This is a genomic window from Streptomyces sp. NPDC001450 (assembly GCF_053597295.1).
In genome coordinates this window covers 115,863-139,443 of the sequence record NZ_JBSFHY010000019.1, presented here as the reverse complement: position 1 = coordinate 139,443, position 23,581 = coordinate 115,863, and the positions used below count along the sequence as shown (strand labels likewise).

At 72.7% G+C, this 23,581-nt stretch carries 18 protein-coding genes and 1 pseudogene; 11 read left to right on the top strand and 8 right to left on the bottom strand.

Annotated features, from left to right (window positions below):
* Positions 1 to 73: 73 nt before the first annotated feature.
* A pseudogene (locus ACWC5O_RS22380) lies at positions 74 to 250 on the bottom strand (Rrf2 family transcriptional regulator); the annotation flags it as partial.
* 105 nt (positions 251 to 355) lie between these two features.
* Here ACWC5O_RS22380 and ACWC5O_RS22375 point away from each other — a divergent pair.
* Positions 356 to 3,325 (top strand): glycoside hydrolase family 35 protein, encoded by a 2,970-nt coding sequence (locus ACWC5O_RS22375; protein ID WP_450591148.1) that lies wholly within the window; start codon positions 356 to 358, stop codon positions 3,323 to 3,325.
* 6 nt (positions 3,326 to 3,331) lie between these two features.
* Here ACWC5O_RS22375 and arfA read toward each other — a convergent pair whose 3' ends face one another.
* On the bottom strand, positions 3,332 to 4,852 hold the full coding sequence (gene arfA, locus ACWC5O_RS22370; RefSeq protein ID WP_450591146.1) for an arabinosylfuranosidase ArfA: 1,521 nt from the start codon (positions 4,850 to 4,852) through the stop codon (positions 3,332 to 3,334).
* 14 nt (positions 4,853 to 4,866) lie between these two features.
* On the bottom strand, positions 4,867 to 5,658 hold the full coding sequence (locus tag ACWC5O_RS22365) for a family 43 glycosylhydrolase (RefSeq protein ID WP_450591145.1): 792 nt from the start codon (positions 5,656 to 5,658) through the stop codon (positions 4,867 to 4,869).
* Positions 5,659 to 5,939: 281 nt separating this feature from the next.
* Between ACWC5O_RS22365 and ACWC5O_RS22360 the strand changes: the two genes are divergently transcribed.
* Positions 5,940 to 6,554, top strand: a complete 615-nt coding sequence (locus tag ACWC5O_RS22360; protein ID WP_450591144.1) for a toxin-antitoxin system, toxin component family protein — start codon at positions 5,940 to 5,942, stop codon at positions 6,552 to 6,554.
* A 2-nt stretch (positions 6,555 to 6,556) separates the two neighbouring features.
* Entirely contained in the window at positions 6,557 to 7,777 is a 1,221-nt protein-coding gene (locus ACWC5O_RS22355) for an MAB_1171c family putative transporter (protein WP_450591194.1), read from the top strand.
* 76 nt (positions 7,778 to 7,853) lie between these two features.
* Here ACWC5O_RS22355 and ACWC5O_RS22350 read toward each other — a convergent pair whose 3' ends face one another.
* Together ACWC5O_RS22350 and ACWC5O_RS22345 are read right to left on the bottom strand one after the other, a co-directional pair.
* On the bottom strand, positions 7,854 to 8,699 hold the full coding sequence (locus ACWC5O_RS22350; RefSeq protein WP_450591143.1) for an SMP-30/gluconolactonase/LRE family protein: 846 nt from the start codon (positions 8,697 to 8,699) through the stop codon (positions 7,854 to 7,856).
* The gene (locus ACWC5O_RS22345) at positions 8,696 to 9,469 is read right to left on the bottom strand and encodes an IclR family transcriptional regulator (protein WP_450591141.1); all 774 of its coding nucleotides are present in this window, start codon (positions 9,467 to 9,469) and stop codon (positions 8,696 to 8,698) included. The genes ACWC5O_RS22350 and ACWC5O_RS22345 overlap by 4 nt, the downstream gene beginning before the upstream one ends.
* 98 nt (positions 9,470 to 9,567) lie before the next feature.
* Between ACWC5O_RS22345 and ACWC5O_RS22340 the strand changes: the two genes are divergently transcribed.
* Positions 9,568 to 10,155 carry a hypothetical protein gene (locus ACWC5O_RS22340; protein ID WP_450591140.1) on the top strand — a complete coding sequence of 196 codons (588 nt, stop codon included), beginning with the start codon at positions 9,568 to 9,570 and terminating at the stop codon, positions 10,153 to 10,155.
* A 47-nt stretch (positions 10,156 to 10,202) separates the two neighbouring features.
* On the opposite strand, the gene ACWC5O_RS22335 is transcribed toward ACWC5O_RS22340, so the two are convergent.
* The gene (locus ACWC5O_RS22335; RefSeq protein ID WP_450591139.1) at positions 10,203 to 11,033 is read right to left on the bottom strand and encodes an oxidoreductase; all 831 of its coding nucleotides are present in this window, start codon (positions 11,031 to 11,033) and stop codon (positions 10,203 to 10,205) included.
* A 95-nt stretch (positions 11,034 to 11,128) separates the two neighbouring features.
* Here ACWC5O_RS22335 and ACWC5O_RS22330 point away from each other — a divergent pair, with 95 nt between their 5' ends.
* On the top strand, positions 11,129 to 12,040 hold the full coding sequence (locus ACWC5O_RS22330; RefSeq protein WP_450591137.1) for a LysR family transcriptional regulator: 912 nt from the start codon (positions 11,129 to 11,131) through the stop codon (positions 12,038 to 12,040).
* A gap of 15 nt (positions 12,041 to 12,055) precedes the next feature.
* On the opposite strand, the gene ACWC5O_RS22325 is transcribed toward ACWC5O_RS22330, so the two are convergent.
* Complete coding sequence (locus ACWC5O_RS22325) at positions 12,056 to 12,931, bottom strand: ATP-grasp domain-containing protein (protein WP_450591135.1); 876 nt, start codon at positions 12,929 to 12,931, stop codon at positions 12,056 to 12,058.
* A 138-nt stretch (positions 12,932 to 13,069) separates the two neighbouring features.
* Between ACWC5O_RS22325 and ACWC5O_RS22320 the strand changes: the two genes are divergently transcribed.
* The 4 genes from ACWC5O_RS22320 to ACWC5O_RS22305 are packed head-to-tail and all read left to right on the top strand — an operon-like array spanning position 13,070 to position 17,605.
* Positions 13,070 to 14,143 carry a MerR family transcriptional regulator gene (locus tag ACWC5O_RS22320; protein WP_450591133.1) on the top strand — a complete coding sequence of 358 codons (1,074 nt, stop codon included), beginning with the start codon at positions 13,070 to 13,072 and terminating at the stop codon, positions 14,141 to 14,143.
* A 10-nt stretch (positions 14,144 to 14,153) separates the two neighbouring features.
* The gene (locus ACWC5O_RS22315) at positions 14,154 to 14,759 is read left to right on the top strand and encodes an O-methyltransferase (protein WP_450591131.1); all 606 of its coding nucleotides are present in this window, start codon (positions 14,154 to 14,156) and stop codon (positions 14,757 to 14,759) included.
* Between the two features lie 43 nt (positions 14,760 to 14,802).
* Positions 14,803 to 16,251, top strand: a complete 1,449-nt coding sequence (locus tag ACWC5O_RS22310) for an acyl-CoA synthetase (protein WP_450591129.1) — start codon at positions 14,803 to 14,805, stop codon at positions 16,249 to 16,251.
* Positions 16,244 to 17,605 carry a carboxyl transferase domain-containing protein gene (locus ACWC5O_RS22305; protein ID WP_450591127.1) on the top strand — a complete coding sequence of 454 codons (1,362 nt, stop codon included), beginning with the start codon at positions 16,244 to 16,246 and terminating at the stop codon, positions 17,603 to 17,605. The genes ACWC5O_RS22310 and ACWC5O_RS22305 overlap by 8 nt, the downstream gene beginning before the upstream one ends.
* A gap of 1 nt (position 17,606) precedes the next feature.
* Here the strand turns inward: ACWC5O_RS22305 and ACWC5O_RS22300 are convergent, their stop codons facing one another.
* Positions 17,607 to 21,233, bottom strand: coding sequence for a S8 family serine peptidase (locus tag ACWC5O_RS22300; protein ID WP_450591126.1), 3,627 nt, complete (start codon positions 21,231 to 21,233; stop codon positions 17,607 to 17,609).
* A gap of 210 nt (positions 21,234 to 21,443) precedes the next feature.
* On the opposite strand from ACWC5O_RS22300, the gene ACWC5O_RS22295 reads away from it, so the two are divergent.
* Positions 21,444 to 21,887 carry a CU044_2847 family protein gene (locus tag ACWC5O_RS22295; protein ID WP_450591124.1) on the top strand — a complete coding sequence of 148 codons (444 nt, stop codon included), beginning with the start codon at positions 21,444 to 21,446 and terminating at the stop codon, positions 21,885 to 21,887.
* Complete coding sequence (locus ACWC5O_RS22290; RefSeq protein ID WP_450591122.1) at positions 21,884 to 23,566, top strand: VMAP-C domain-containing protein; 1,683 nt, start codon at positions 21,884 to 21,886, stop codon at positions 23,564 to 23,566. The genes ACWC5O_RS22295 and ACWC5O_RS22290 overlap by 4 nt, the downstream gene beginning before the upstream one ends.
* Positions 23,567 to 23,581 lie beyond the last annotated feature (15 nt).

Below are 23,581 nucleotides of genomic sequence, written 5' to 3'. Positions count from 1 at the left end.
CACACGCCGCTCGGCGGGCTACGGGTTCTCCCACGCCGCCGGCTCCGCCGCCAGTGCCCGTACGGGCTCGGGCCCGGGCCGGCCGGTAGCCGCCGCCCCCGCCGCGCCGACTGTCGACGATTCCGGCGCGCCGGAGGTCGCCCGGGATGCCTTCCAGGAACTTGTGCGGAATGTCCTGTACAGCGGCGATTTCCTCGGCCTTCATCGGGGTGTCACCCTCCCGTACGGGCGGCTCCAGTACCGCCCGCACCGCCTAATCCGCCCGCGCCGAGATCCTCATGGGTCCATTGTGGGGCGCATCTCCATGGAGAATGGCCGGACCGCGCCCCCGTAAGATCGCCCGGGAGGATCCACCTTGGCGCTCAGCAGACGTACCTTCAGTGCCCTGGCCGGCTCGGCCGCGCTCGGTTTCGCCCTGGGCGGCAGCGGCGGCCCCGGGGCGCCTTCGGCGTACGCGGCGCGCAGTGTGCCGACCGGCCCGGCGCCCGCCCCGCCGCGCGCCGACGGGGAGCAGCACACCATCGGGTACGACCACTACTCGCTGCTGGTCGACGGCCGGCGGCTGGTCGTGTGGTCCGGCGAGATGCATCCCTTCCGGCTGCCGAGTCCGTCCCTGTGGCGGGACGTGCTGCAGAAGATGCGAGCGCACGGGTACAACGCCGTGAGCATCTACGTGGCGTGGAACTACCACTCCCCCGCGCCCGGCCGGTACGACTTCACCGGGGTCCGGGATCTCGACCTCTTCCTGCGGACGGCCGCCGAGACCGGGCTGTACGTCATCCTGCGGCCCGGCCCGTACATCAACGCCGAGATCGACGGCGGCGGCTTCCCGGGCTGGCTGACGGCGACGAAGGGCACGGCCCGCACCGCCGACCCGGCCTATCTGTCGCACGTCGACGAGTGGCTGACCCACGTGAACCGGATCGCCCGCCGGCACCTGTTCACCCAGGGCAGGGGCACGATCCTGCTCTACCAGATCGAGAACGAGTACGACTCCCACGTCGACGAGGCGACCGGCCGGGACTACATGTCCCACCTGTACAAGAAGGTCAGGGCGGACGGGATCGACGTCCCGCTCTTCCACAACGACAAGGGCAGGAACGGCCACTGGGTCCCGGGGGCGTTCGACACCGACGGGGAGAAGGGCGGCTGGCTGTACGGCTTCGACGGGTATCCGTCGCCGTCCCAGGCGCCGCCCGACTGGGGGACCTTCGGGCCCGGCGGGCCGACCGGCGGGTCCACCGCCTCGCCGCGCACGCCCGGGTTCATGCCCGAGTTCGGGGGCGGCTGGTTCGACCCGTGGGGCGGGTCCTGGTTCGACGGCAAGGGGTACGCCGAGTCGCGGCGCACCCGGGACGCGGCCTACGAGCGCCGCTTCTACCTCACCAACCTCGCCAACGGGATCACCCTGCACAACGTGTACATGACGTTCGGCGGGACGTCGTGGGGCTGGCTGCCCGCACCGGTCGTCTACACGTCGTACGACTACGGGGCCGCCATCGACGAGGCGCGCAACGTCACCGACAAGATCGCCCCGATGCACCAGCTCGGGCATCTGCTGCAGCGCGTGCCCGACTTCGCCCGGCTGGACCGGGCGGCGGAGGTCAAGGCGGAGGGGCTGAAGGTCTACCACCTCTCCAACCCGGACACCGGCACCCAGGTGTACGTGGCCCGCAACGACGGGACCGAGCCGGTCACCACCGATCTGCCCACGAACGCCGGCGACCTGCGGATCACCGTGCCGCCGCGCGACGCCCGCATGCTGACCACCGGACTCCGCCTGGGCCATCGGACGCTGAAGTACTCCACCGCCCAGCCCATGCTGTGCGTGACGGCCGGGCGGCAGGACATCGCCGTGTTCGCGGGTCGCCGCGACGACATGGCGGACCTGGTCCTGAAGTGCCCGGAGGAGCCGTACGTCACCCGGCTCGACCCGGAGGGCGCCTGGGCGTACGACGGCAACGAACTGCACGTCAACGCGATCCTCGGACAGGGCGGCCTCACCCGGGTGCTGGTCGCCAAGGGCGAGAGCGACATCCCGCTGCTGCTGCTCTTCGCGGACGACGCCACCGCCGTGCGGATCTTCCCGTTCGACACCCCGGCCGGCACCCTGCTGGTGTACGGCCCCTCGCTGCTGCGCCACGCCGAAGTGCGCGGTTCCGAGGTCCACCTGACGGGTGACGTCATCGGGGAGACCAGCGTGGAGGTGTGGGGGCCGCGCGGGATCACGAGCCTGGTGTGGAACGGGCGCAAGGTGCCGACCCGGATCACGATGTCCGGAAGCGTGATGACGACCGGGATGCTGCCCTCCGTACCGGAGGTGGTGCTGCCCCGGCTGGGCCGCTGGCGGATGCGGACCGAGAACCCGGAGGCCGGGCCCAACTTCGACGACTCGTCCTGGAAGAAGGCGGACAGGACGTCGTCGTACAGCGTCACTCCGGTCCCGGACGGCCGGCCGGTGCTGTTCGCGGACGACTACGGCTTCCACTACGGGGACGTCTGGTACCGGGGCACGTTCACCGACTCCTCCGACATCGAGGAGGTCTCGCTCGCCTACACCACGGGCACGCAGGGCCTGTTGATGGCGTGGCTGGACGGGGAGCCGCTGGGCACCCACCGGATGCCGGTGCCGGACAAGAACACCACGGTCAGGAAGGGCAGTTGGGACGCCACCGCGGTCTTCCCGGTGGACGAGCGGCTGCGCTCTTCCGGCCGGCACGTGCTGTCGGTCCTGGTCCGGCGCATGCAGCACGACCAGGACGGCAAGGCGCTGGACACCCACAAGGTGGCCCGCGGCCTCACCGCCGCCCTCTTCAAGGGGGCCTCGCCGGAGGTGACGTGGCGGATCCAGGGCGAGGCGAGGCCGGATCCGGTGCGCGGGCCGCAGAACAACGGCGGCCTGTACGGCGAGCGGGAGGGCTGGCACCTGCCCGGCTTCCGCGACCGGGACTGGAAGGCGGTGACCTTCCCGCGGGCCGAGCGACGGCAGGGCGTGACCTGGTACCGGACCACCTTCCGGCTGTCGGTCCCGGCCGACATCGATGCCTCGATCGGCCTGACCCTGGAGGACGACCCGTACCGGGCGTACCGGGCGCAGATCTTCCTCAACGGCTGGAACATGGGCCAGTACATCAACAACGTCGGCCCGCAGCACACCTTCGTCCTGCCGAACGGCATCCTGCGCACCCGGGGCACCAACACCCTCGCGCTGGCGGTCCTTTCGGAGTTCACCACGCTGTCCGGCCCGGGGAACGTCCAGCTGACCCTGCTGGGCCGGGCGACCGGGGGGACACCGGTGACTCCGGTGCCCTCCCCCGGCCGCTGAGACCGCTCAGGCAAGCCTGATCACGTTCCAGGACAGGGGCTCCAGTACGGCGGTGAGGGTGCCGTCCCGCAGGGTGGTGCCCTCGACCGGGTGCGGGGTGACCCGCTCGGGGTCCTCCAGGGTGTTGCGGGCGTCGGGGTCGGCGTCCGCGAGTGCGCTGTGCTCGACGACGGACGTCAGGTCGAGGCCGTTCAGGGCGACTTCGAGCGGGAGCGGCTCGGTACGGCCGCGGTTGACGGCGAAGACGGTGACCGTGCCGTCGGCCGCGCGGACCGCGGTGGCGTGCAGCAGGTCCGTCTCGCCGTACTTCCGCGTCTCGTACGTCGGCGAGTCCACGCGGACGTCGAGGACCTCGCCGCGGCCGTGCCGGGAGGCCTGCGCGAACGGGAAGTACGTCGTCTGCCGCCAGGCCGGGCCGCCCGGCTCGGTCATGATCGGCGCGATCACGTTGACCAGCTGGGCGAGGCAGGCGACGGTGACGCGGTCGGCGTGCCGGAGCAGCGCGATGAGGAGCGAGCCGAGGACGACCGCGTCGGTGACGCTGTAGTTGTCCTCCAGGAGGCGGGGGGCCTCCGGCCAGCCGGTCCGGTCGATGGTCTTCGCGTACTCCTCCCAGCGCGAGAGGTACCAGACGTTCCACTCGTCGAAGGAAAGGTTGATCTTCTTCTTGGACTTGAGGCGGGCGCCCACGTGGTCGGCCGTGGCCACCACGTTCTCGATGAAGGACTCCATGTCGACGGCGGAGGCGAGGAAGGAGTCCAGGTCGCCGTCGACCGGCTCGTAGTAGGCGTGCAGGGAGATGTGGTCGACCAGCTCGTACGTCTCCTGGAGGACGGTCGCCTCCCATGCGGCGAAGGTGGGCATGGACTGGCTGGAGGAGCCGCAGGCCACCAGTTCCACGGAGGGGTCGATCTGGCGCATGGCCCGGGCCGTCTCGGCGGCGATACGGCCGTACTCCTCGGCCGTCTTGTGGCCGGTCTGCCAGGGGCCGTCCATCTCGTTGCCGAGGCACCAGAGTGTGATGCCGAAGGGGTCCTTGTCCCCGTGGGAGACACGCAGGTCCGACAGGGCGGTGCCTTCGCAGTGGTTGGCGTACTCCTGGAGTTCGAGGGCCTCGGCGACACCTCTCGTGCCGAGGTTGACGGCCATCATGGGTTCGGCCTGGGGGCCGAGCTTCCTGAGGAACGCGATGTATTCGGAGAGGCCGAAGCGGTTGGTCTCGGTGGAGTGCCAGGCGAGGTCGAGGCGCCGGGGGCGGTCCTCGACCGGGCCGACGGAGTCCTCCCACTTGTAGCCGGAGACGAAGTTGCCGCCGGGGTAGCGGATCGTGGTGACTCCGAGTTCGCGGACCAGGTCGAGGACGTCGGTGCGGAGGCCTGCCTCGTCCGCCGTCGGGTGGTCCGGCTCGTGGATGCCCGTGTAGACGCAGCGGCCGAGGTGTTCCACGAAGGAGCCGAAGAGACGGGGGTTGACTTCGCCGATGGTGAAGGCGGGGTCCAGCGTGAAGCGGGCGGTGCTCTTGCTCATGGGTCCCTCTCGTGTCACTGGAAAACAGGCCAACCTGCACGCCAGCCGAGCTTGTTCAGCCCTAGCTTCGGGGTGCCGTTGTCGTTCGCGTCGTAGTAGTGGTACGCCAGCCACGTCTTGCCGTGGGTGCGGAACGTGGACTCGCCGCCGGGGCCGATGTAGCGGCCGTGGCCTGCCAGGAGCAGGTCGCCGCCTCCCTGCAGCAGCGGGGTGCCCGTGCTGTCGGCGTACGGGCCGGTGATCGACGTCGAGCGGCCCGCTCTGATCTTGTACGTCGAGTTCACGCCCGCGCAGCAGGCGTCGTACGACGCGAAGAGGTAGTAGTAGGCGCCGTGGTGGAGGATCGACGCACCCTCCACCGCGTAGGGGGCGTCCGGGCGGGTCGCCAGGTGGTGGACCGGGGCGCCGGGGAGCGCCTTGCCGGTCCTGCGGTCCAGTTCGACCATGCGGATGCCGGTCCAGTACGAGCCGAACGCCATCCACAGCTTGCCGTCGGCGTGGATCACGGCCGGGTCGATGGCGTTCCAGGTGTCCGTCTTCTCCGAGGAGAAGGCCTTGCCGTGGTCGGTCCAGGTGCCGGGGAGGCCGGTGGGTGAGGTGGCCACGCCGATCGCGGGGTGATTGGTGCCTGTGGAGGCCTTGACCGCGACGTCCGGGTTGGCCCGGTGGAAGGCGTCCACCATCGCGACCATGTTGCCGCCGTCGCCGCCGCTGAAGAGGTTCCAGTAGCGCACCCGCGTGCGGGCGCTGGAGGCGAGCGCGTCGGCTCCGCTGCCGAGGGCCGCGAAGCCGAAGCTCGTGGCCACCGCCAATCCGCACGCCGCTCCTAGAAGTTGCCTGCGATTCAGGCCAGGTTGTCCCATACCTTGCCCCACCGTTCGGTATATCGAATAGTGCTCGCAACTTCGAACGGGACCGTAGAATCGAAGCGCTTGCGCGTCAATGGGTTGGACGCAGGCTTTTCGCTCGCCACGGGAGCGGAAGCAGTCGTTCCTCGTTGAACAACGGCCGTCCGATCACCTGACGCGGACACATCCAGGCGCGTACGCTCGGACGAACCGCACACCGGCGGCGAGAAGGGGGACCGATGACCATCGCGGGTGCGCGGCAGCGGGTGGCACGGCTGGCCGCAAGGCTCTGCGGCTCCCGTCCGGGCCCGGCGATGCGCACCCTGGCCGCCGACCTCGCCGCCGCCGTCCGCGCGCGACCGCAACCACCCGACGGTGTACGTGAGCTGTGCCAGGCGCTGTGCGAGGAGATGGCCGCACGGCGGGCCGGGCGGCCGGTGGAGCTGCGCTTCGAGCGCTTCCCGGACGAGATCGAGGTCACCGGCCTGTGGGTGGAGTTCCAGGACTTCGACCTCGTCATCGTGGAGGAACGGGCCGAGGCGGTGCAGCAACTGGTCATCCTCGGCCATGAGTTGTGGCATCTGCACGCCGGGCACCGGCACCACCACCTGGCCGGGGCCGCGGCCGCCCGCGCACTCGCGGGCGAGCCCCGCTGGCGCGACATGGCCCTGACGGTGGCCGCCCGCAACGGCTCCCGCGAGACGGACGAGGCCGAGGCCGACGACTTCGGCCACCGGCTGGCCACGCTGTTCCGGCCCTGTCTCACCGGTCCCGGGATCGGCATGCCGCTCGATCCGGTCCAGCGGGTCCAGCGCTCCCTCGGCTATCGCGGACGCGGAGGAGCCACGCGGTGACCATGCTGGCGCTGGACCCCTCAGGCCTCCTCGACGAGTTCTACATCTCCTTCTGGATCCCCACCGCGGTACTCACCGCCGCCCTGGTGTTCAAGCTGCCCACGATCATCCGATTATGGCGGGACCCCCTGCTGCGCGCGGTCGGCGGAGTGCTGCTGCTCGCCTGTGCGGTCTTCGTGTTCTGCGCGCCGTCCACCATCGCCCGGGTCAACCGGCTGATCGGCGTGCCCAACATCTCGGCGCCTTGGTGCTATTCGCTCATCACCGCGATGTGCGGCTCCTGCCTACTGCTGATCATCACCTGGCGCAACGGCCTGTCCGACCGCTCGGACGCCACCCGGCGGGCGGTGCGCTGGGTGATCTTGGTGTACTCCGGGGTGATCGCAGCCCTGTGGGTGCTGTTCCTGCTCGCCGACGTGCCCGAGGAGCGGCTGCGGGACCTGGACACCTACTACGCCACCACCCCGTTCATGCGCGAGGAGATCCTGCTGTACCTCGTGGCGCACGCCGTGGCCGTCCTGATCACCTCCCAGCAGATCTGGAACTGGGTGCGCACCGAGGGACTGGACGGCTGGCTGCGCTGGGGCCTGAAGCTCCTGGGCGCCGGCTACGTCCTCGACATCATCTTCAACGTGTCCAAGCTGACCGCTGTCTTCGCGCGCTGGTGGGGGCAGGACCTGGACTGGCTGAGCACGAATCTCGCCCCACCGGTCGCCTCGCTGTCCGCCATCCTCGTCGCGGTCGGCTTCATCCTGCCGCACGCCGGCCAGTACCTCCACGACCGCTGGCGGGTCCGGCTCGCCCACCGCGAACTACGGCCGCTGTACCAGCTGATGCGATCCGTGGGCGGGGAGGGCGTGCCGTTCGTGCTGCGAGCCACGCCCGAGCTGCGGCTGACCCGGCGCGAGACGTTCATCCGGGACGTTCTGCTGTCACTGGCCCGGCACATCGACACCGGCCTGGACAGGCGGTCGTACGACGCCGCCCTCGGCCTCGGGCACCCTCCGGAGCGGGCCCGGGTGTTGGCGGCCACGGTGAGCATCCTCGACGCGATCGAGTCGAAGGGCCGTGACCCCGAGCCGGCCGATGCGGCCGCCGGGCCCGACACCACGAGCCTGCTCCGGGAGATCGGGGCCGTCTCCCGGATCCTGCGCCACCCCGACGACATCGAGGCAGTCCGCGCGCATGCGGCCGCCCAGCAGAGCGTTGCCGCACATGACTGACTGTTCCCGTCCCTGGAACAGACCAGACCGGAGGAGCGTCACATGCGGGAGTTCTTGATGCCTTCCGCGGTTCCGCTCAGCCCTCGAACACCGGTTGCGGCAGACCCTTCCCCACCCCCGGCACCACCAGCACCGAGCCCGACATCGGATGCGGCGCCGACAGTCCCGTGCGAGCCGTCGTGATGTACAGGTCGGCCAGGTCCGGGCCACCGAACGCGCAGGCCGTCGTACGCGGAGTCGGCAACGTGAGCACGCGGTCCAAGTCGCCGGACGGCGTGTAGCGGCGGATCGCTCCCCCGTCCCACAGCGCCACCCACACACAGCCCTCCGCGTCGACCGTCAGGCCGTCGGGGAAGCCGGCGCCCTGCTCGATCTCCACCAACGTGCGCCGGTTGCGAATGCCCTCGGCGTCGTGGTCGAAGACGTCCACGCGCCGGGTCGGGGTGTCGGCGTAGTACATGAGCCGGCCGTCGGGGCTCCAGCCCGTGCCGTTGCTGACGGTGACGTCGGGGAGGACGACCCGGACGTCTCCGTCGCCGGTGAGGCGGGTCAGCGTGCCACCCCCCGTCGCCTCGTCATAGCGCATCGTGCCCGCCCAGAGGGACCCGTCAGGAGCGACGGCCGCGTCGTTCGCGCGGCGGCCGGGGACCGGCTCGTGGTGGAGCCAGCGGAAGGTGTCGTCGGGGTCGAGGAGCCCGACGCCGTCGCGCAGGTTCAGCACCAGGCCGCCGCTCGCGCGGGGCTTCGCCGCGCCGACGTGCTGTTCCGTCGTACGGATCGTGCGGCGGCCGGAGGCGGGGTCGTAGGTGTGGACGCGCATGCCCAGGACGTCGAGCCAGATGAGGCGGCCCGTCGCGGGGTCCCAGGTCGGGCCCTCCCCGAGCGCCGCCTGAGCCGGCACGGCGACCTCGTACGCCGTCATGCCACGCTCCGGTGGCCGAGCCGCTCCGACAGCTCCGCCGCGCCCTTCACGACCAGCTGCTCCAGCTCGGCCCGCCGCTCCTCGCTCCAGCGGATCATGGGGACCGAGATGGAGAGGGCGGCGACCACGTGGCCCGCGCGGTCGCGCACGGGGGCCGCCACGCACGACACGTCCGGGTTGGACTCGCGGCTCTCCACCGCGATGCCCCGCTGCCGGATCTCCGCCAGGGCCTCGCGCAGCGCGGCCGGATCGGTGATGCTGTTGGGCGTCATCGCGGTCAGCTCGGCACCGTCCGGGATCCGCGCCGCCAGCTCCTGCTCCGGCAGCGAGGCCAGCAGCATCTTGCCGACGGAGGTGCAGTGGGCGGGCAGCCGACGGCCGGCGGCCGAGACCATGCGCACGGCGTGCGTGGAGTCGACCTTGGCGATGTAGATGACGTCGGTGCCCTCGAGGATGGCCACGTGGACCGTCTCGTCGCAGGTCTCCGCGACCGAGCGGGCCACCTGCTGGCCCTCGGCCGCGAGGTCGAGCTGCTCGGCGTAGCGGCTGCCGAGCTGGTACGGGCGTACGCCGAGCCGGTAGCGTCCTGGCTGTCCCGGCACCTGCACGATGTACGAGCGTGCGGCGAGCGTGGTGACCAGCTCGTGCACGGTGGTGCGCGGCAGCTGCAGCTTGCGCACGATGTCGGGGGCGGAGAGCGTCCCGTCCCCGTCCAGGAACAGCTCAAGAATGTCGAGAGCCCGGGTCACGGCAGGCACGAGGCGTCCCACGTCCGGCCCCCTCCCTTGGGTCTAAGCGTCTGTGTTCGAGATTTCAACAGACGATCGGCATGACGAACACAGGCTAGTCATCACGGGGTGCGCGGGCAATGGGCGGGAACAAGCCGGGCACCATGGGGGTCATGCAACTCGACTTCCAGCTGGTGCTGCTGCGCCGCATGGCGGACCACAACCCGGACCTGGTCGAGGACGCCCGGCGCACGCTCGGCGCGTCGATCGCGGACATGCGGGAGGCCAACAAGCGGTGGCAGGCGATGGTCCGGTCGCCGAGGTCGCGGTCCGCCGCCCGCTACCGCTCGGTCCTCGGTGAGCCCGAGGCCGTCGTCCGGCGCCGCCTCGGAGACGTCGACTGCGAGGCCCGGCAGTGGGCGCTGCCCCTCTGGCCCGGTCTGCGCTTCGAGGTGCTCGTCTCCCCCGACGGCACGGTCTGGAACGAGTGGCTGGTACGCGCGCCCGGCGCCCCGGCGCCGAAGCTTGAGACCCTGGACGACCTGACCCCCTGGTCCTGCACGGTGGACGAGGCCGCCCGCGCCTTCGCCCCGGCCCGCCCGCTGGAGGGCACGGCCCCCACCCGCTGGGGGCTGGCCCTCACCGCCCCGGACCGGGACGGCGTACGGCACGAGGTCGTCGCCGAGTTCACCTGGGGGCTGCTGCAGCGGACCGCGATCCGCACATGAACCGCGATCCGCATACAAAAGGGTCCAGAGGGCGGCACCAAAGGGTCCTACGCGTCGAAGGCAGTGGCCCTGGCCTGCTTCTCCCAGGCCGTGACGTCCTGGCGGACCTGGTCGAGGTGGGCCAGGACGGCGCTCACCCCGTCCTCGCCGAGCGGCAGCCTCAGCGGGGTGTGCTCCGCCTCCAGCGCGGCCAGGATGAGGGCCGCTGCCCTGGCCGGGTCACCGGGCTGCGTACCGTCGCCGCCCTCGACGAACCCGCGGGTCTCGCCCACCTTGGCGTACACCCCGCTGTCCGCGCTGACGCCCGCCCGGCCGGTGCCGAACAGCGAGGTCCGGAACGCGCCCGGCTCCACGATCAGCACCTTGACGCCGAACTCCCGCACCTCGTCCGCGAGCGCCTCGGACATGCCCTCCAGTGCGAACTTCGTGCCGCTGTACGCGCCGAAGCCCGCGAAGGACATCTGTCCGCCCATGCTGCTCATCTGCACGATCGCGCCCGAGCGCCGCTCCCGCATGTGCGGCAGCACCGCCCGCACCAGGGCCGCGGGGCCGAAGACGTGCAGGTCGAACAGGTCCCGCAGCTCCTGGTCCGTGGTCTCCTCGACGGCGCCGACGTGGGTGCGACCCGCGTTGTTCACCAGCACGTCGATCCGCCCGTGCCGGGCCACCACGTCCCGTACGGCCTCCTCGACCGCGGCCGCGTCGGTGACGTCCAGGCGCAGCGCCTCCACCTGGTCGGGGTGCGCGGCCACCAGGTCGTCCAACGCCTCGGGACGCCGGGCCGCGCCGACCACCACATCGCCCGCGGCGACCGCCGCCTCCGTGATCGCCCGCCCGAAGCCGCTGCTCGCACCGGTCACCAGCCATACCTTGTTCACGACAACTCCCCGTGGTTCCTGCTGTCTCCTGACACGCACCAGCCTGCTGCCGGATGCCGTTGCCCGTCCAAGACCCACGGTGATAGCCAATGGTTATGACCATGGACGTCCATGCCCGGGATCTGCGCTACTTCGTCGCGGTCGCCGAGGAGCTGCACTTCACGCGCGCGGCCGAGCAGCTGTACGTGTCGCAGCCCGCGCTCAGCAAGCAGATCCGGGCGCTGGAGCGCCAGTTGGGGACCGAGCTGCTGCGCCGCGATCGGCACGGGGTGGCACTGACGGCCGCGGGCGAGGCGCTGCTGCCGCACGCCCGGCAGGTGCTGGCCGCGTGGGAGGAGGGCGCGGCCGCGGTGGAGGCGGCCAAGGCGGCGCAGCGCAGCACGCTCGTGGTGGGCATGAGCACCAGTCCCGGCCGGGGCGGGCTGCTGCCGGCCATCCGCTCCCGCTTCACCGCCGCGCACCCCGAGGCCACCGCCCGGCTGCGCCAGGTGAGCTGGGAGGACCCGACGGCGGGCCTCGCGGACGGCAGCGCGGACGTCGCCTTCGTGTGGCTGCCGCTGCCCGACGAGGAGCGCTACGCCTGGACCGTGCTGGCCGAGGAGCCCCGCCTGGTCGCCCTTCCCGACACGCACCCGCTCGCGGTCCGCGCGGAGATCGACTTCGCGGACCTGCTCGACGAGCCGTTCCTCGCCCTGCCGAAGACCGCGGGCCCGCTGCGCGACTACTGGCTCGCCCTGGACGCCCGGGCGGGCCGCCCGCCGCGCGTCGGCGCGGAGATCGCCGGGGCGGAGGAGACGTACGAGGCACTGGTCGCCGGCCTCGGCGTCTGCCTGCTCGCCGAGGGCAACGCCCCGCTGATCACCCTGGGCGGCGTCGCCACCCGCCCGGTCCGGGGCATCGGCCCCAGCCGCTACGCCCTCGCGTGGCGCCGCGAGGACGACGGGCGGCCACTGGTCCGGGCGTACGCCGAGGCCTGCCGGGCCACGGTCGGGCCGGCCCAGGGCTGATGCGCGGGACAGGCGCTACTCCCCTGCGGCCGCCGCCAGGATCGCCGCCGTGACGCGTGGCAGTGAGGCCGGGTGCAGGAACAGGAACAGGTTGGGCTCCACCAGCTCCAGCTCCATCACGCGCGGCTGTCCGTCCTCCCCGTCGACGAGGTCCACGCGCGCGTACAGGAGCCCCCGTGCGTCGGGCACGGCCGCCAACGCCTTCTCGGCCACGGCGAGTTCGGCGTCCGTGGGCTGCCAGGGCGCCAGGTCGGGGTGGGCGACCTTGTCGGCGTCGTAGGGGGTGCCGGGCGCGAGGACGGCGCCCTTGCGGCTGGCGTGCAGCAGGCCGCCGCCGTAGAACTGCAGCGCCCGCTCCCCGCTGACGTCGATGTCCCGCACGTACGGCTGCACCATCGCGGTGAAGCCCTCCGCGTGCATCCGCGCCAGCTGTCCTACGGCCGTCTCGTGCTCGGCGGGGGTGTAGCGGGCGGCGAACCGGGCGCCCGCGCCGGAGGTCGGCTTGATCACGTACTCGTGGTCGGCGGGCAGGTCGTCGGGCTCGCCGGGAGCGATGTAGCGCGTGGGGACGGTGGGCACGCCGGCCGCCGCCAGCTCGCCGAGGTAGCGCTTGTCGCAGTTCCAGCGCACCACGGCGGGCGGATTGGCCAGGCGGGTCACGGCGCCGACCCGCTCCACCCAGGCCCCGAACTCCTCGGCGCGCCAGCTGTAGTCCCAGGTCGACCGGATGACGACGAGTTCGTAGGCGCCCCAGTCGGCGTCCGGGTCGTCCCAGTGCCGGGCCTCCACCTCGGCCCCGGCGTCGGTCAGCGCCCGCACCAGCACCGGCAGGTCGCTGTCCTTGTTCGGCTCGGCTCCGGGGTCGTAGGTGGCGAGGGCTATTCGGGGCACGGCGGGCTCCCTGTCGTACGACGGTTCGATCGGCTGGGAGGCTAACAAGCCTCACAGGAACCACGACAGCGCATTTGACCTTCACCTTTGGTGAAGCCCCAGCATCGGTGGCGGACGACGAGGAGCGCGAGGAGCCTCATGGAACTGCTGACGATCGGTGCCTTCGCCCGGGCGAGCCGGCTGTCGCCCAAGGCGCTGCGGCTGTACGACCAGCTGGAGTTGCTGCGGCCCGCCCGGGTCGACCCCGGCACCGGATACCGGTACTACGCCGTCGGGCAGCTGCGGCAGGCCCGGCTCGTGGCCTGGCTGCGGCGGCTGGGCATGCCGCTGGCCGAGATCCGCGCCGTGTGCGCCCTGGACCCGCCGGATGCCGCGGCGGAGATCCGGGCGTACTGGGCGCGGGTCGAGGCGGAGACGGCCGTACGGCGGGATCTCGCCGCGTTCCTCGTCGACCAGCTGACCGGCGAGACGAGAAGGGACCACACCACCATGCTGGAACTGCGTTATTCCGCCCACTCCGACCGTGGGCAGGTCCGCCCGGCCAACCAGGACACGGTGTACGCGGGCCGCAGGCTGCTCGCCGTGGCCGACGGGTTCGGGCCGGCGGGGGCACCGGCGAGCAGCGCGGCCGTGGAGGCGCTGAGGTTTCTGGACGATGGAGAGGAGATCGCGGCCGGCAGCGTGCTGAACGTGCTGGAGGACGCGGTACGGGGGGCGAGCGAGGCCGTCCATGACCTCGCGGAGGGCGGCGAGCAGAACGGCACCACGCTGACCGCGCTGCTGTGGACGGGGTCGAAGCTGGCGCTCGTGCACATCGGGGACTCGCGGGCGTATCTGCTGCGGGACGGTGAGCTGTTCCGGATCACCCACGACCACAGCGTGGTTCAGTCCCTGATCGACGAGGGGCGGCTGACGCTGGAGGAGGCCTCGAGTCATCCGCAGCGGGCTCTGCTGATGAAGGCCCTCGGTGGCGGTATGGCCCCGGTTCCGGATCTTCGGCTGCACGAGGCTCGGGCCGGTGACCGGTACCTGCTGTGCTCCGACGGGCTGACCGGGGTCGTCCCGGACGAGCGGATCAAGGAGTTGCTCGCCTGCGAGGGTGCGGGGCAGTTGCTGATCGATGAGGCCAATGCGGCGGGGGGCCCTGACAACGTGAGCTGTGTTGTCGCTGACGTCGTTCTGCCCACCCACCCGCCCGTATCTGTCGGGTAGAAGTGGCTGTATGGCGATTCTCGGTACTGATGCGTACACCGGCATGGACGGCATCCCGCCCCTGGTGCAACGCGCCCTCACCGCCGCCCGCGCCTCCGGCTTCCCCTGCTCCTGCCGCCCCGAACAGGGCCGCCTGCTGCACGCCTTGGCGGGCGGCGCCCGGGCCCGGATCGGGGAGACCGGCACCGGGCTCGGCGTCGGCCTGGCCTGGCTGGCCTCGGGGGCGGGGCCGGGTGTGCGGCTGTACAGCGTGGAGCGGGATCCGGAGCGGGCGCGGTCGGCGGCCGAGGTCTTCGCCGACCGCCCCGGCGTCCGGGTGCTGGGCGGCGACTGGCGGCGCATCGAGGAGTACGCCCCCTTCGACCTCCTCGTGCTCGACGGCGGCGGGCAGGGCAAGGTGCCCGGGGACACGCCCGCCGACGTCGAGCGGCTGCTCGCGCCCGGCGGGACGGTCGTCGTCGACGACTTCACCCCGGCGACCGGCTGGCCGCCGCTGCACGAGGGCGTGCCGGACCTCGCCCGGCTGCACTGGCTGGGGCATCCCGCCCTCCGCGCGACGGAACTGCGGCTCGCACCCGACCTGAGCACGGTCGTGGGGACGAGACTCCTGGTGTAGGAAGGGTGCCGAGAGCTTTTCCGACAGCCAAGGAGTGCGCCGCGTGTCCTCCCTCTTTCCCGCCCTGGCGGACGGTCCCGGTGACCGGGTCGCCCTGCAGTTCGGCGAACGGTCGTTGACGTACGGCGGACTCGCGGGCGCGGCGGGTGCGCTCGCCGCGCGGATCCGCGGGGCCGGCCGGGTGGCCGTGTGGGCGACCCCGGAGCTGGAGACCGCCGTGGCGGTGACGGGCGCACTGCTCGCCGGGGTGGCGGCGGTGCCGCTCAACCCCAAGTCGGGCGAGAAGGAGCTGGCGCACATCGTCCACGACAGCGCGCCGGACCTGATCCTGGCGGCACCCGGTGCGGAACTTCCCGCCGTCCTGCGCGAGTTGGTCCGCCTCGACGTGAACGCGTCCGAGACGGGCACCGTCCCGGAGGAGCAGGCCTCCGACAGTAGCCCGGCGTTGGTCGTCTACACCTCCGGCACCACCGGTCCACCCAAGGGTGCGGTCATTCCGCGCCGGGCGCTCGCCGCGACCCTGGACGCGCTCGCCGACGCCTGGCAGTGGACCGGGGACGACGTCCTGGTGCACGGCCTGCCCCTGTTCCATGTGCACGGGCTCGTGCTGGGCGTCCTCGGCCCGCTGCGGCGCGGCGGCTCGGTGCGGCACCTGGGGCGGTTCGGTACCGAGGGCGTGGCCCGGGAGCTGAACGGCGGCGCGACCATGCTGTTCGGGGTGCCGACGATGTACCACCGCATCGCCGAGGCCCTCCCGGACGACCCGGAGCTGGCCAAGGCCCTGGCCGGCGCCCGGCTGCTGGTCTCCGGCTCGGCCGCGCTGCCCGTGCACGACCACGAGCGGATCGCGGCGGCGACCGGCCGGCGGGTGATCGAACGGTACGGCATGACGGAGACGCTGATGAACACCAGCGTGCGGGCCGACGGAGAAGTGCGCGCTGGGACCGTCGGCGTGCCGCTGCCGGGCGTGGAGCTGCGGCTGGTCGAGGAGGACGGCACAGAGGTGGCGGCGTACGACGGGGAGACCGTCGGCGAGATCCAGGTGCGCGGCCCGAACCTGTTCACCGAGTACCTGAACCGGCCCGACGCGACCGCCGCGGCCTTCACCGCCGACGGCTGGTTCCGCACCGGCGACATGGCGGTGCGGGAGAGCGACGGATACGTCCGGATCGTCGGGCGCAAGGCCACCGACCTGATCAAGAGCGGCGGCTACAAGATCGGGGCGGGCGAGATCGAGAACGCGCTGCTGGAGCATCCGGGGGTGCGGGAGGCGGCGGTCACCGGGGAGCCGGACGCGGACCTGGGCGAGCGGATCGTGGCGTGGATCGTCCCGGCCGACCCACAGTCGCCGCCCGCCGCCGAGGAGTTGGCCGATCATGTGGCCCGGCGGCTGGCGCCGCACAAACGGCCGCGCGTGGTCCGCTACCTGGACGCGCTCCCCCGCAACGACATGGGGAAGATCATGAAGCGGGCGCTGGTGGCCGATGCCTGAGCGACTGTCGGCGCGGGAGATCCTGACCCTGGTCGCGGACGAGGCGACCTTCGGCGAACTCCCCGGCCTGATAAGGGAACCGAATGCGGACGGCCCGCTCGACTGGGAGGGTTACGACGCCTCGCGCGCCCGTGCCGCCGAGCGCACCGGCGAGGAGGAGTCCGTCGTCTGCGGCACCGCGACCGTCGGGGGCACCCGGGCCGTACTGATCGCGTTCGAGTTCGGCTACCTGGGCGGTTCCCTGGGCGAGCGCACCGGCGACCGTCTGGAGGCGGCGTACCACCACGCCCGTGCCCACCGGCTCCCGGTCGTGCCGTTGGTCGCCACCGGCGGCAGCCGGATGCAGGAGGGCATGCTGGCGCTGACCCAGCTGCAGCGCGTGGCCCGCGAGTCGGCGCTCACCCGGGAAGCGGGCCTGCCGCAGATCGCGGTGTTGCGGGACCCCACGACCGGCGGCGGCTGGGCCACCCTCGGTGCCGGAGCCGATGTGATCCTGGCGCTGCCGGGCGCCCAGGTGGGCTTCGCGGGTTCCCGGGTCCGGCCCCCGGACGCGGACCCGGCCGCCTACACGGCCGAGGCGCAGGTGGCGGTCGGGTCGGCGGACGCGGTGGTACGGCCCGAGGAGCTGCGGGAGACGCTGGGGCGCTGGCTGCGGCTGCTCACCACCCCGGCGGCGGAGGCCCCGGCACCCCGGGCCCTCGGCACCCCGGGCCTCCCGGCCACCGGCTGGGAAGCCGTCCGCCGCGCCCGCTCCCCCGAACGCCCTCGTGCGCAGGCCTACTTGGACGCCTACTTCACCCACCGGATCTCTCTCAGCGGCGACCGCTGCGGCGGTACGGATCCCGACGGCATGCTGTGCGGGTTCGGTGAGCGAAACGGCCGTACCGTGGCGTACGCGGCGCAGACCGGGGCGGCCACCCGGCCCGCCGGGTATCGCACCGCGGCCCGGCTGATCCGGCTCGCGGACCGGCTCGGCATCCCGGTGCTGACGCTGGTGGACACACCGGGCGCGGCCAACGACGCCGAGGCGGAGCGGCAGGGTGCCGGGGCGGCGATCGCCGAGGTGTTCGGGGCGGTGGCCGCCGCCCGGGTGCCGATCACCACGCTGGTCGTCGGCGAGGGCGGCTCCGGCGGGGCGCTCGCACTGGCCGCTCCCGGCAACACCTGGACCACGCCGGACAGTTACTTCTCGGTGATCGCCCCCGAACTCGCGGCGGCGATCCTCAAGCGCCCGCCCGAGGAGGTGGAGGCGACCGCGGGGCAGCTGCGCATCCGGCCGCAGGACCTGGTGGAGCTGGGGGTGGTCCGGGGCATCGTCGACGTCACCGCCGCCGCGGACCACCCTCGTCCCTGAGCTACCTCACCGCCACCGCCCGGATGATCTCCTGGGTCACCGAGCCGCCCCTGTCGTCGTGGGCCGAGGCCCGCAGGGAGACATGGGCGGCGCCGCGCGGCACGGTCAGCGTGCCGCGCCAGGAGGCGCCCGGGCCGGTGGTCAGGGGGACCGTCCGCCAGGTCGTGCCGTCGTCGTACGACACCTCGAGCCTGCCGCCGCCGAGGGTTCCGGTGCCGGCCGCCTTCGCCACGTACTCGGCGCCGAGTCCGACCGGGACGCGGCGCCCGCCGGGCACCTTGCCGGCGAGGTCGGTGTCGATGTCGAAGGCGAGGTTGATCAGCGGCAGGTAGGTCCAGTGGTCGGCCGGGGTGGCGGCCGAACGGAAGGTCCACTCGCTGTGGCCCTTCGAGGCGGGCTGCCACGCGCCGGCGTCCAGCGCGGTGTCGGTGACCACCCTGTAGGTGTGCTCGTCGGCGGGCGCGCTCCAGACGTAGGCGGCCGAGCCGGTGCGCACCCGGTCGACCAGGGTGCCGTCCAGGTAGACGGCGGTCTTCTGGGTCATCCCGCTGTCCGGGCTCCACGCGTCACCGAAGCCGGTGTGGTCGGGCCCGGAGTCGCCCCAGCCGGGGGTGTTCAACTGGATCTCGTTGCCCGCGCGTTGCTGGCCCCAGCCGAGCCCGGTGCCCAGCCACGGGTGCCACACGGGCCGGAACCAGTTCCGCTCCGTCCGGGTTCCGCCCTCGTAGCGCACCAGCCCGCTGCGCTCTTCGAGGGCGCCGTCGCGCGCGGTGACGGACTCGTGCCAGCGCTGGCCGGGGCCGGTGGAGACGTAGTCGGTGCGCTCGGCGGGGAAGTCGACGCGCTGCTGGAAGCCGAGTCCGAGCTTGAAGGTGTCGGTGATCGAGTACCGGAACTCGCCGCCGCTCACCGGCTGGGCCGCGTGGAACCTGACGCGTACGGCGGCCAGTTGGCTGCCGGTGGGGGCGAAGGTGAGGTCACGGTCCGGGATCGCACCCCGGTGGCCCTGGGACAGGTCGTACGTGTACGGCGAGTTGCGGGTGCCGGTCATGTCGGCCGTGCCCGCCGCACGCAGCCGCGCCGCGTCCGCCGCGTCGACGGTGGCGATCTGCAGGGGCCGGTCGGCGCCGTCGGCGGTGCCCCACCAGCGCATCAGCCGGCCGGGTACGTCGTCCGTCACGAACAGGGCCTTGGCGCCCGCGTCCTGGGCGGCCTGGGCGAATGCGGCCGGGTCGGCGCCGTCGGCGAGCCGCGCGAGCACCGCCTTGCCCGACACCCCGGTGAACGGTCCGTCCCCGACGTCCACCAGCGGCAGCCGGGTCCGCCCCTCGATGAGCGTGCCGCCCGGCTGCACGGTCGCGTCACCCACGCCCTTGACCTCCAGCATCGGCTTGCCGAGCCGCCACACGGTCCGGTACTCGAAGGTGCCCTGGGTGACCTTCCGGGTGGGTGCGGCGAAGACACTGTCGTAGGTCAGGGGCACCTGGACCGCGTCGAACAGGTCGGAGCCGTTCGCCTCGCGGTCGTACTCCATGATCAGCTGCTGGGTCTCCGTGCGCCGGTCGACGTCCGCCTTGATCTCGCGCAACATCCGCCCGTCCAGGGTGACTTCGCGGTCCCGGTCGAGGGTGATCCCGGGGGCGGCGAGGAAGCCGAGGCCGAGCGAGTCGGCGCCGTGAGTGCCGCGTACGTCGAGGAAGGAGGTGAGGCTGTAGGTGCCCGGCTTCAGGCGCAGCTTCAGGGTGCCGGAGTCGCCGACCTGCGCGGTGTACGCGTCCACGCCCGCGGCGAGCGTCTGCACGGCGAGGTAGGCGGCGGTGGGCGCGCCGTCGCGGTCCTTCACGTGGACGGTGAGCGTGTACCGCTCCTCCTCCTTGACCATCCCGAACACGGTGTGCGCGAGCGGAGTGCCGTCCATGTCGGCGGCCACGATCTGGCCGCTGGTCTCGCCGACCGGTGCCTTGGAGCCGTCACCGGTCACGGTGGTGGAGGCGGTGCCGTGCGCGGGGACGGTGAGGGTGGAGTCGGCCAGGGTGGCGACGCGGTCCGGGGCACCCTGCGCGGAGAGCTTCAGCTGTACGTCCCGGCCGGACGAGTTGCGGTAGGTGAGGGTCCGGGTGACGGGCTTGTTCCGGTCGTACGGCCAGCTGTAGAAGCCGAGGTCGGCGCTGCCGGTGGCGGTGACGTCCGCCTGCACGGCGCCGGCGACGCTGAGCCGGCCCGCTCCCAGCTCGTACGCGGACGCGTCGAGTCGCTCGGAGCTGGACATCAGCGCGTCCTTCAGCTGCGCGCCGGTCCACTCGGGATGCTCCTCGGCGAGCAGGGCGGCCGCTCCCGCGACGTGCGGGGTCGCCATGGACGTACCGCTCATGGAGGTGTAGTAGCCGCTGCCGGAGACGAGCTGGGAGCGGGCGGCGAGGATGCCGACGCCGGGCGCGGAGATGTCCGGCTTGAGGGCGTTGTCGCCGTAGCGGGGTCCGGCGCTGGTGAAGTAGGCGGCCTGGTCGGCGGAGTCCACCGCGCCGACGGTGAGGGCCGCGTCGGCGGCGCCGGGCGAGCCGATGGAGGACGGGGTGCCGGTGTTGCCGGCGGCGATGACGAAGAGGGCGCCGGTCTCCTCGGAGAGGGTGTTCACCGCCTGGGCCATGGGGTCGGTGCCGTCGCTGGCCTCGGTCGAGCCCAGGCTCATGGAGATCACCCGGGCGTGCACGTCCCGCGCCGCCCACTCCATGCCCGCGATGATCTGGGACTCGCTGCCCGAGCCCTGGTCGCTGAGCACCTTGCCCACCGCGAGGGTGGCGCCGGGCGCGACCCCCTTCTCCTTGCCGTCGGAGGCGGCGCCGCTGCCGCCGACGGTGGAGGTGGTGTGGGTGCCGTGGCCGTTGCGGTCGGCGACCTCCTGCCCGTCGATGAAGCTCTTGGTGGTGGTCACCCGGTCCTTGAGGTCGGGGTGGCTCAGGTCGGCGCCGGTGTCGAGGACGGCGACGGTGACGCCCTTGCCGGTGAGCCCGGCGTCCCAGGCCGACTGCGTCCCGATCTGGGCGTTGCTCTCGGCCATGTCGGCCTTGACGCGCCCGTCGAGCCAGACCCTGCCGACACTGTCGCCGCGTGTGAAGGACCGCCAGAAGGTGCGCCCCCGGTGGGCCTCGACGGCGGCCCCGCGCAGACTCGGCAAGGTCCGGGTCCGCTCGGCGCCGGCCGGGGTGGCGGCGGAGCGGGACCTGCCGTAGGTGACGATCAGTGGCAACGCGTCCGCCTCGGCGTCCGTGAACCCCTGCCGGATCAGCCCGCTCACGTCGAACAGCCGCCGGTCCAGGGTGCCGGCCCGCAGATAGGGCAGCGCCTCGTCCGGTACGACGGTGATGTCGCCGTCGTTCGTCCGGGTCCGTACGGCACCGGTGGCCCCCCGGGGCCGCTGCACGGTGACCGTCCTGCGGCCGCCTCCCAAGTCGGTGACGGTCACCTTGTCGCCGGTGACGAGGGTGACGGTGGTGGTGGTGGCTGAGCCGGGGGTGCGCTCGGCCGCGGTGACGGCCTCTCGCGCGCCCGCCGAACCCGTCGGCAACAGGGCGATCACCAGCCCCGCCGACAGCAGCGCCGCTCCGCGGCTGACTGTTCCTCTGGTCATCCACGCCTCTTCTCGTGTCGAGTGCGCCGAGTGCTGGGTCGAGTGTCATGTGCCGTTTGTTGCAGGGGTGTTGACCGTCGGTGGCGGAAAGGCGTCCTGGCGGTTTCCCGCCACCGGCGGCGCGCGGTACGGGTCGAACCGGGGACAGTCCCACTCCCCGTCCGCAACAATGGAGTTGGCCGTCGATCAGGAACACGGGGGTAAGGCGCCATGAACAAGCTGATGGAGTTCACCACCGAGGACGGCGCCGTCGTCGTGGTGGAGGCCACGGACGGCGCGAGCGGCACCCGGCTCGTCTCCCGCGGCGAGAACGGCGGCCCGGCGGCCCAGGCCGCCCGCACCTTCGAGGGCACCCTGGACGGCGTCCGCTCGGCGGCCCAGTCCGCGCTCCGCGTCTTCCGCGACGGCACGCTGCGACCCGACTCCGTGGAGCTGGAGTTCGGCGTGAAGCTGAGCGCCGAGGCCGGGGCAGTCATCGCCAAGGGGGCGGCGGAGGGGCAGCTGGTGGTCAAGTTGAGCTGGTCGTCGAAGGGTACGGCGACGCCGGCTGCCGCGGACGGTGCGGGTGCTGTCGCGGGCAGCGGGGGTCCTGCCGTGGACGGCACCGGTCCTGCCGCGTCCGGCGCGGGTCCGGAGCCCGCCGCCCGGTCATGAGCGGCGCGGCCTGGCACGCTCGGGTGGAGTGCGGGGGCGCGGTGGCCGGAGCGGGCTTCCTGGTAGCTCCCCGTACGGTTCTGACCTGCGCGCATGTCGTGCAAGGCAGCGAGCCGGGGCCGCTGACGGTCTCGTTCCCGAACCGGCCGGACCTGGGCGTGCTGCCTGCGGTCGTGGCGGTGCGCGGAGGCTGGGCGGGGGGCGACACCGACCCCGGTGATCTGGCCGTACTCGAGCTGGCCGGTGAAGTACCGGTCGGCGTTGCCCGGTTCGCTCCACCCGGTGGCGAACCACACCTGGCCTCACAGGTGTTGGTCGCCTACGGCTTCCCGGAGGGGTACGACGAGGGTCAGCTCGCCGAGTACCGGGCGGTGTCCACCACACGGATCGCGGACGAATGGGTGCAGCTGGAGGCCGTCACGGCGCACGGGCAGCCGCTGACGCACGGCTTCAGCGGGGCCGCGGCCACCCTTCCCGACGGCAGGGTGGCCGGCATGGTCGCGCAGGTGGCCGGCGAGCACGGGGTACGGGTCGCCCGGATGCTGCCCACCGAGGTGCTGGCCCGCCACTGGCCCGGACTCGGCGAGCTGGTCCCGGCCCGCGACGACGGCCCGGACCCGACCGGCACGGTGTACGAGCTGGTGCGGCGGGCCGAGGCCACCGGTCTCGCCTGCTCCCCGGACCAGCTGTTCGTGGACGCCGTGGGCGACTTCGGGCCCGATCTGCCCCCGGGCGGATTCGAGTCGCTGCGGGCGGCGGTCGGCTATGTGCAGTGGGAGGTCGAGCAGTCGGCCGAGGCCCTGGCGCGGTTCGCCGACCGGCTGACGGAGCTGCTCGACGAGCCCACCGAACCCGCCGTACGGGAGGCGCCCGCCGCCGACTGGGCCCCGATCCTCGTCGAGATCGACCGCAGCGGCGCGGGCACCGACCAGGTCACGGTCGCGGTGTCGGCGTACCGCGGCGGACGGCGCCGGCCGGTCGGCACCGTCCGGCTGCCGCGCGCCGAGGTGCAGGAGCACGTCCAGCGCGGCATCGACCGCGCGTTCAAGCAACTCGCGCCGGATGCAGACGAGTTGCTGACCTTCGTGCTGCCCCGGGACTGGCTGAACCTGCCGGTGGCGCACTGGGCGTGCAGCGTGGACGACTCCACCCCCCTCGGCTGCGCCCACCCGGTGGTCGTCACCGACCACTACCGGCATCACAGCGGCCGGATGCGCCACCAGCTCGGCAAGAAGTGGCAGAAGCTGGCGACGAGCTCCGGCACCGCCCTGCACCGGATCGGCTGCGGCACCCAGGAACACCCCCTCGGACTGCGCAAACGCCTGCGCGAGAAGAGCGCGGGCCTGGCGGGCTATGGCGCCCCGCCCACCGCCGTACCGAAGCACTTCGAGGTCGGCCTGAACATGCCCGTGCCGGTCCTGCTGTGGCCGCGCGCGGGCTGTTCCGGCACCACCGAGCACCCCGCGCCCTGCGCCGGCACCGCGTTCCTCGACGCGCTCGCCCCGTATGTCGAGGGTGTCCCGCCGGCCGAACTCCCCCGGCACATCCAGGCGTTGCGCGAGGACGCGGAGGCCGACGCCGAGCCCGAGCGGCACTGGGCTCGGGACATCCAGCTGCTCTGGGACGATCCGCGCTGCTTTCCCGAGCCCGCCACCAGCCTGCACTCCCCCGTCGACTGAGCAGCCCCAACGGAG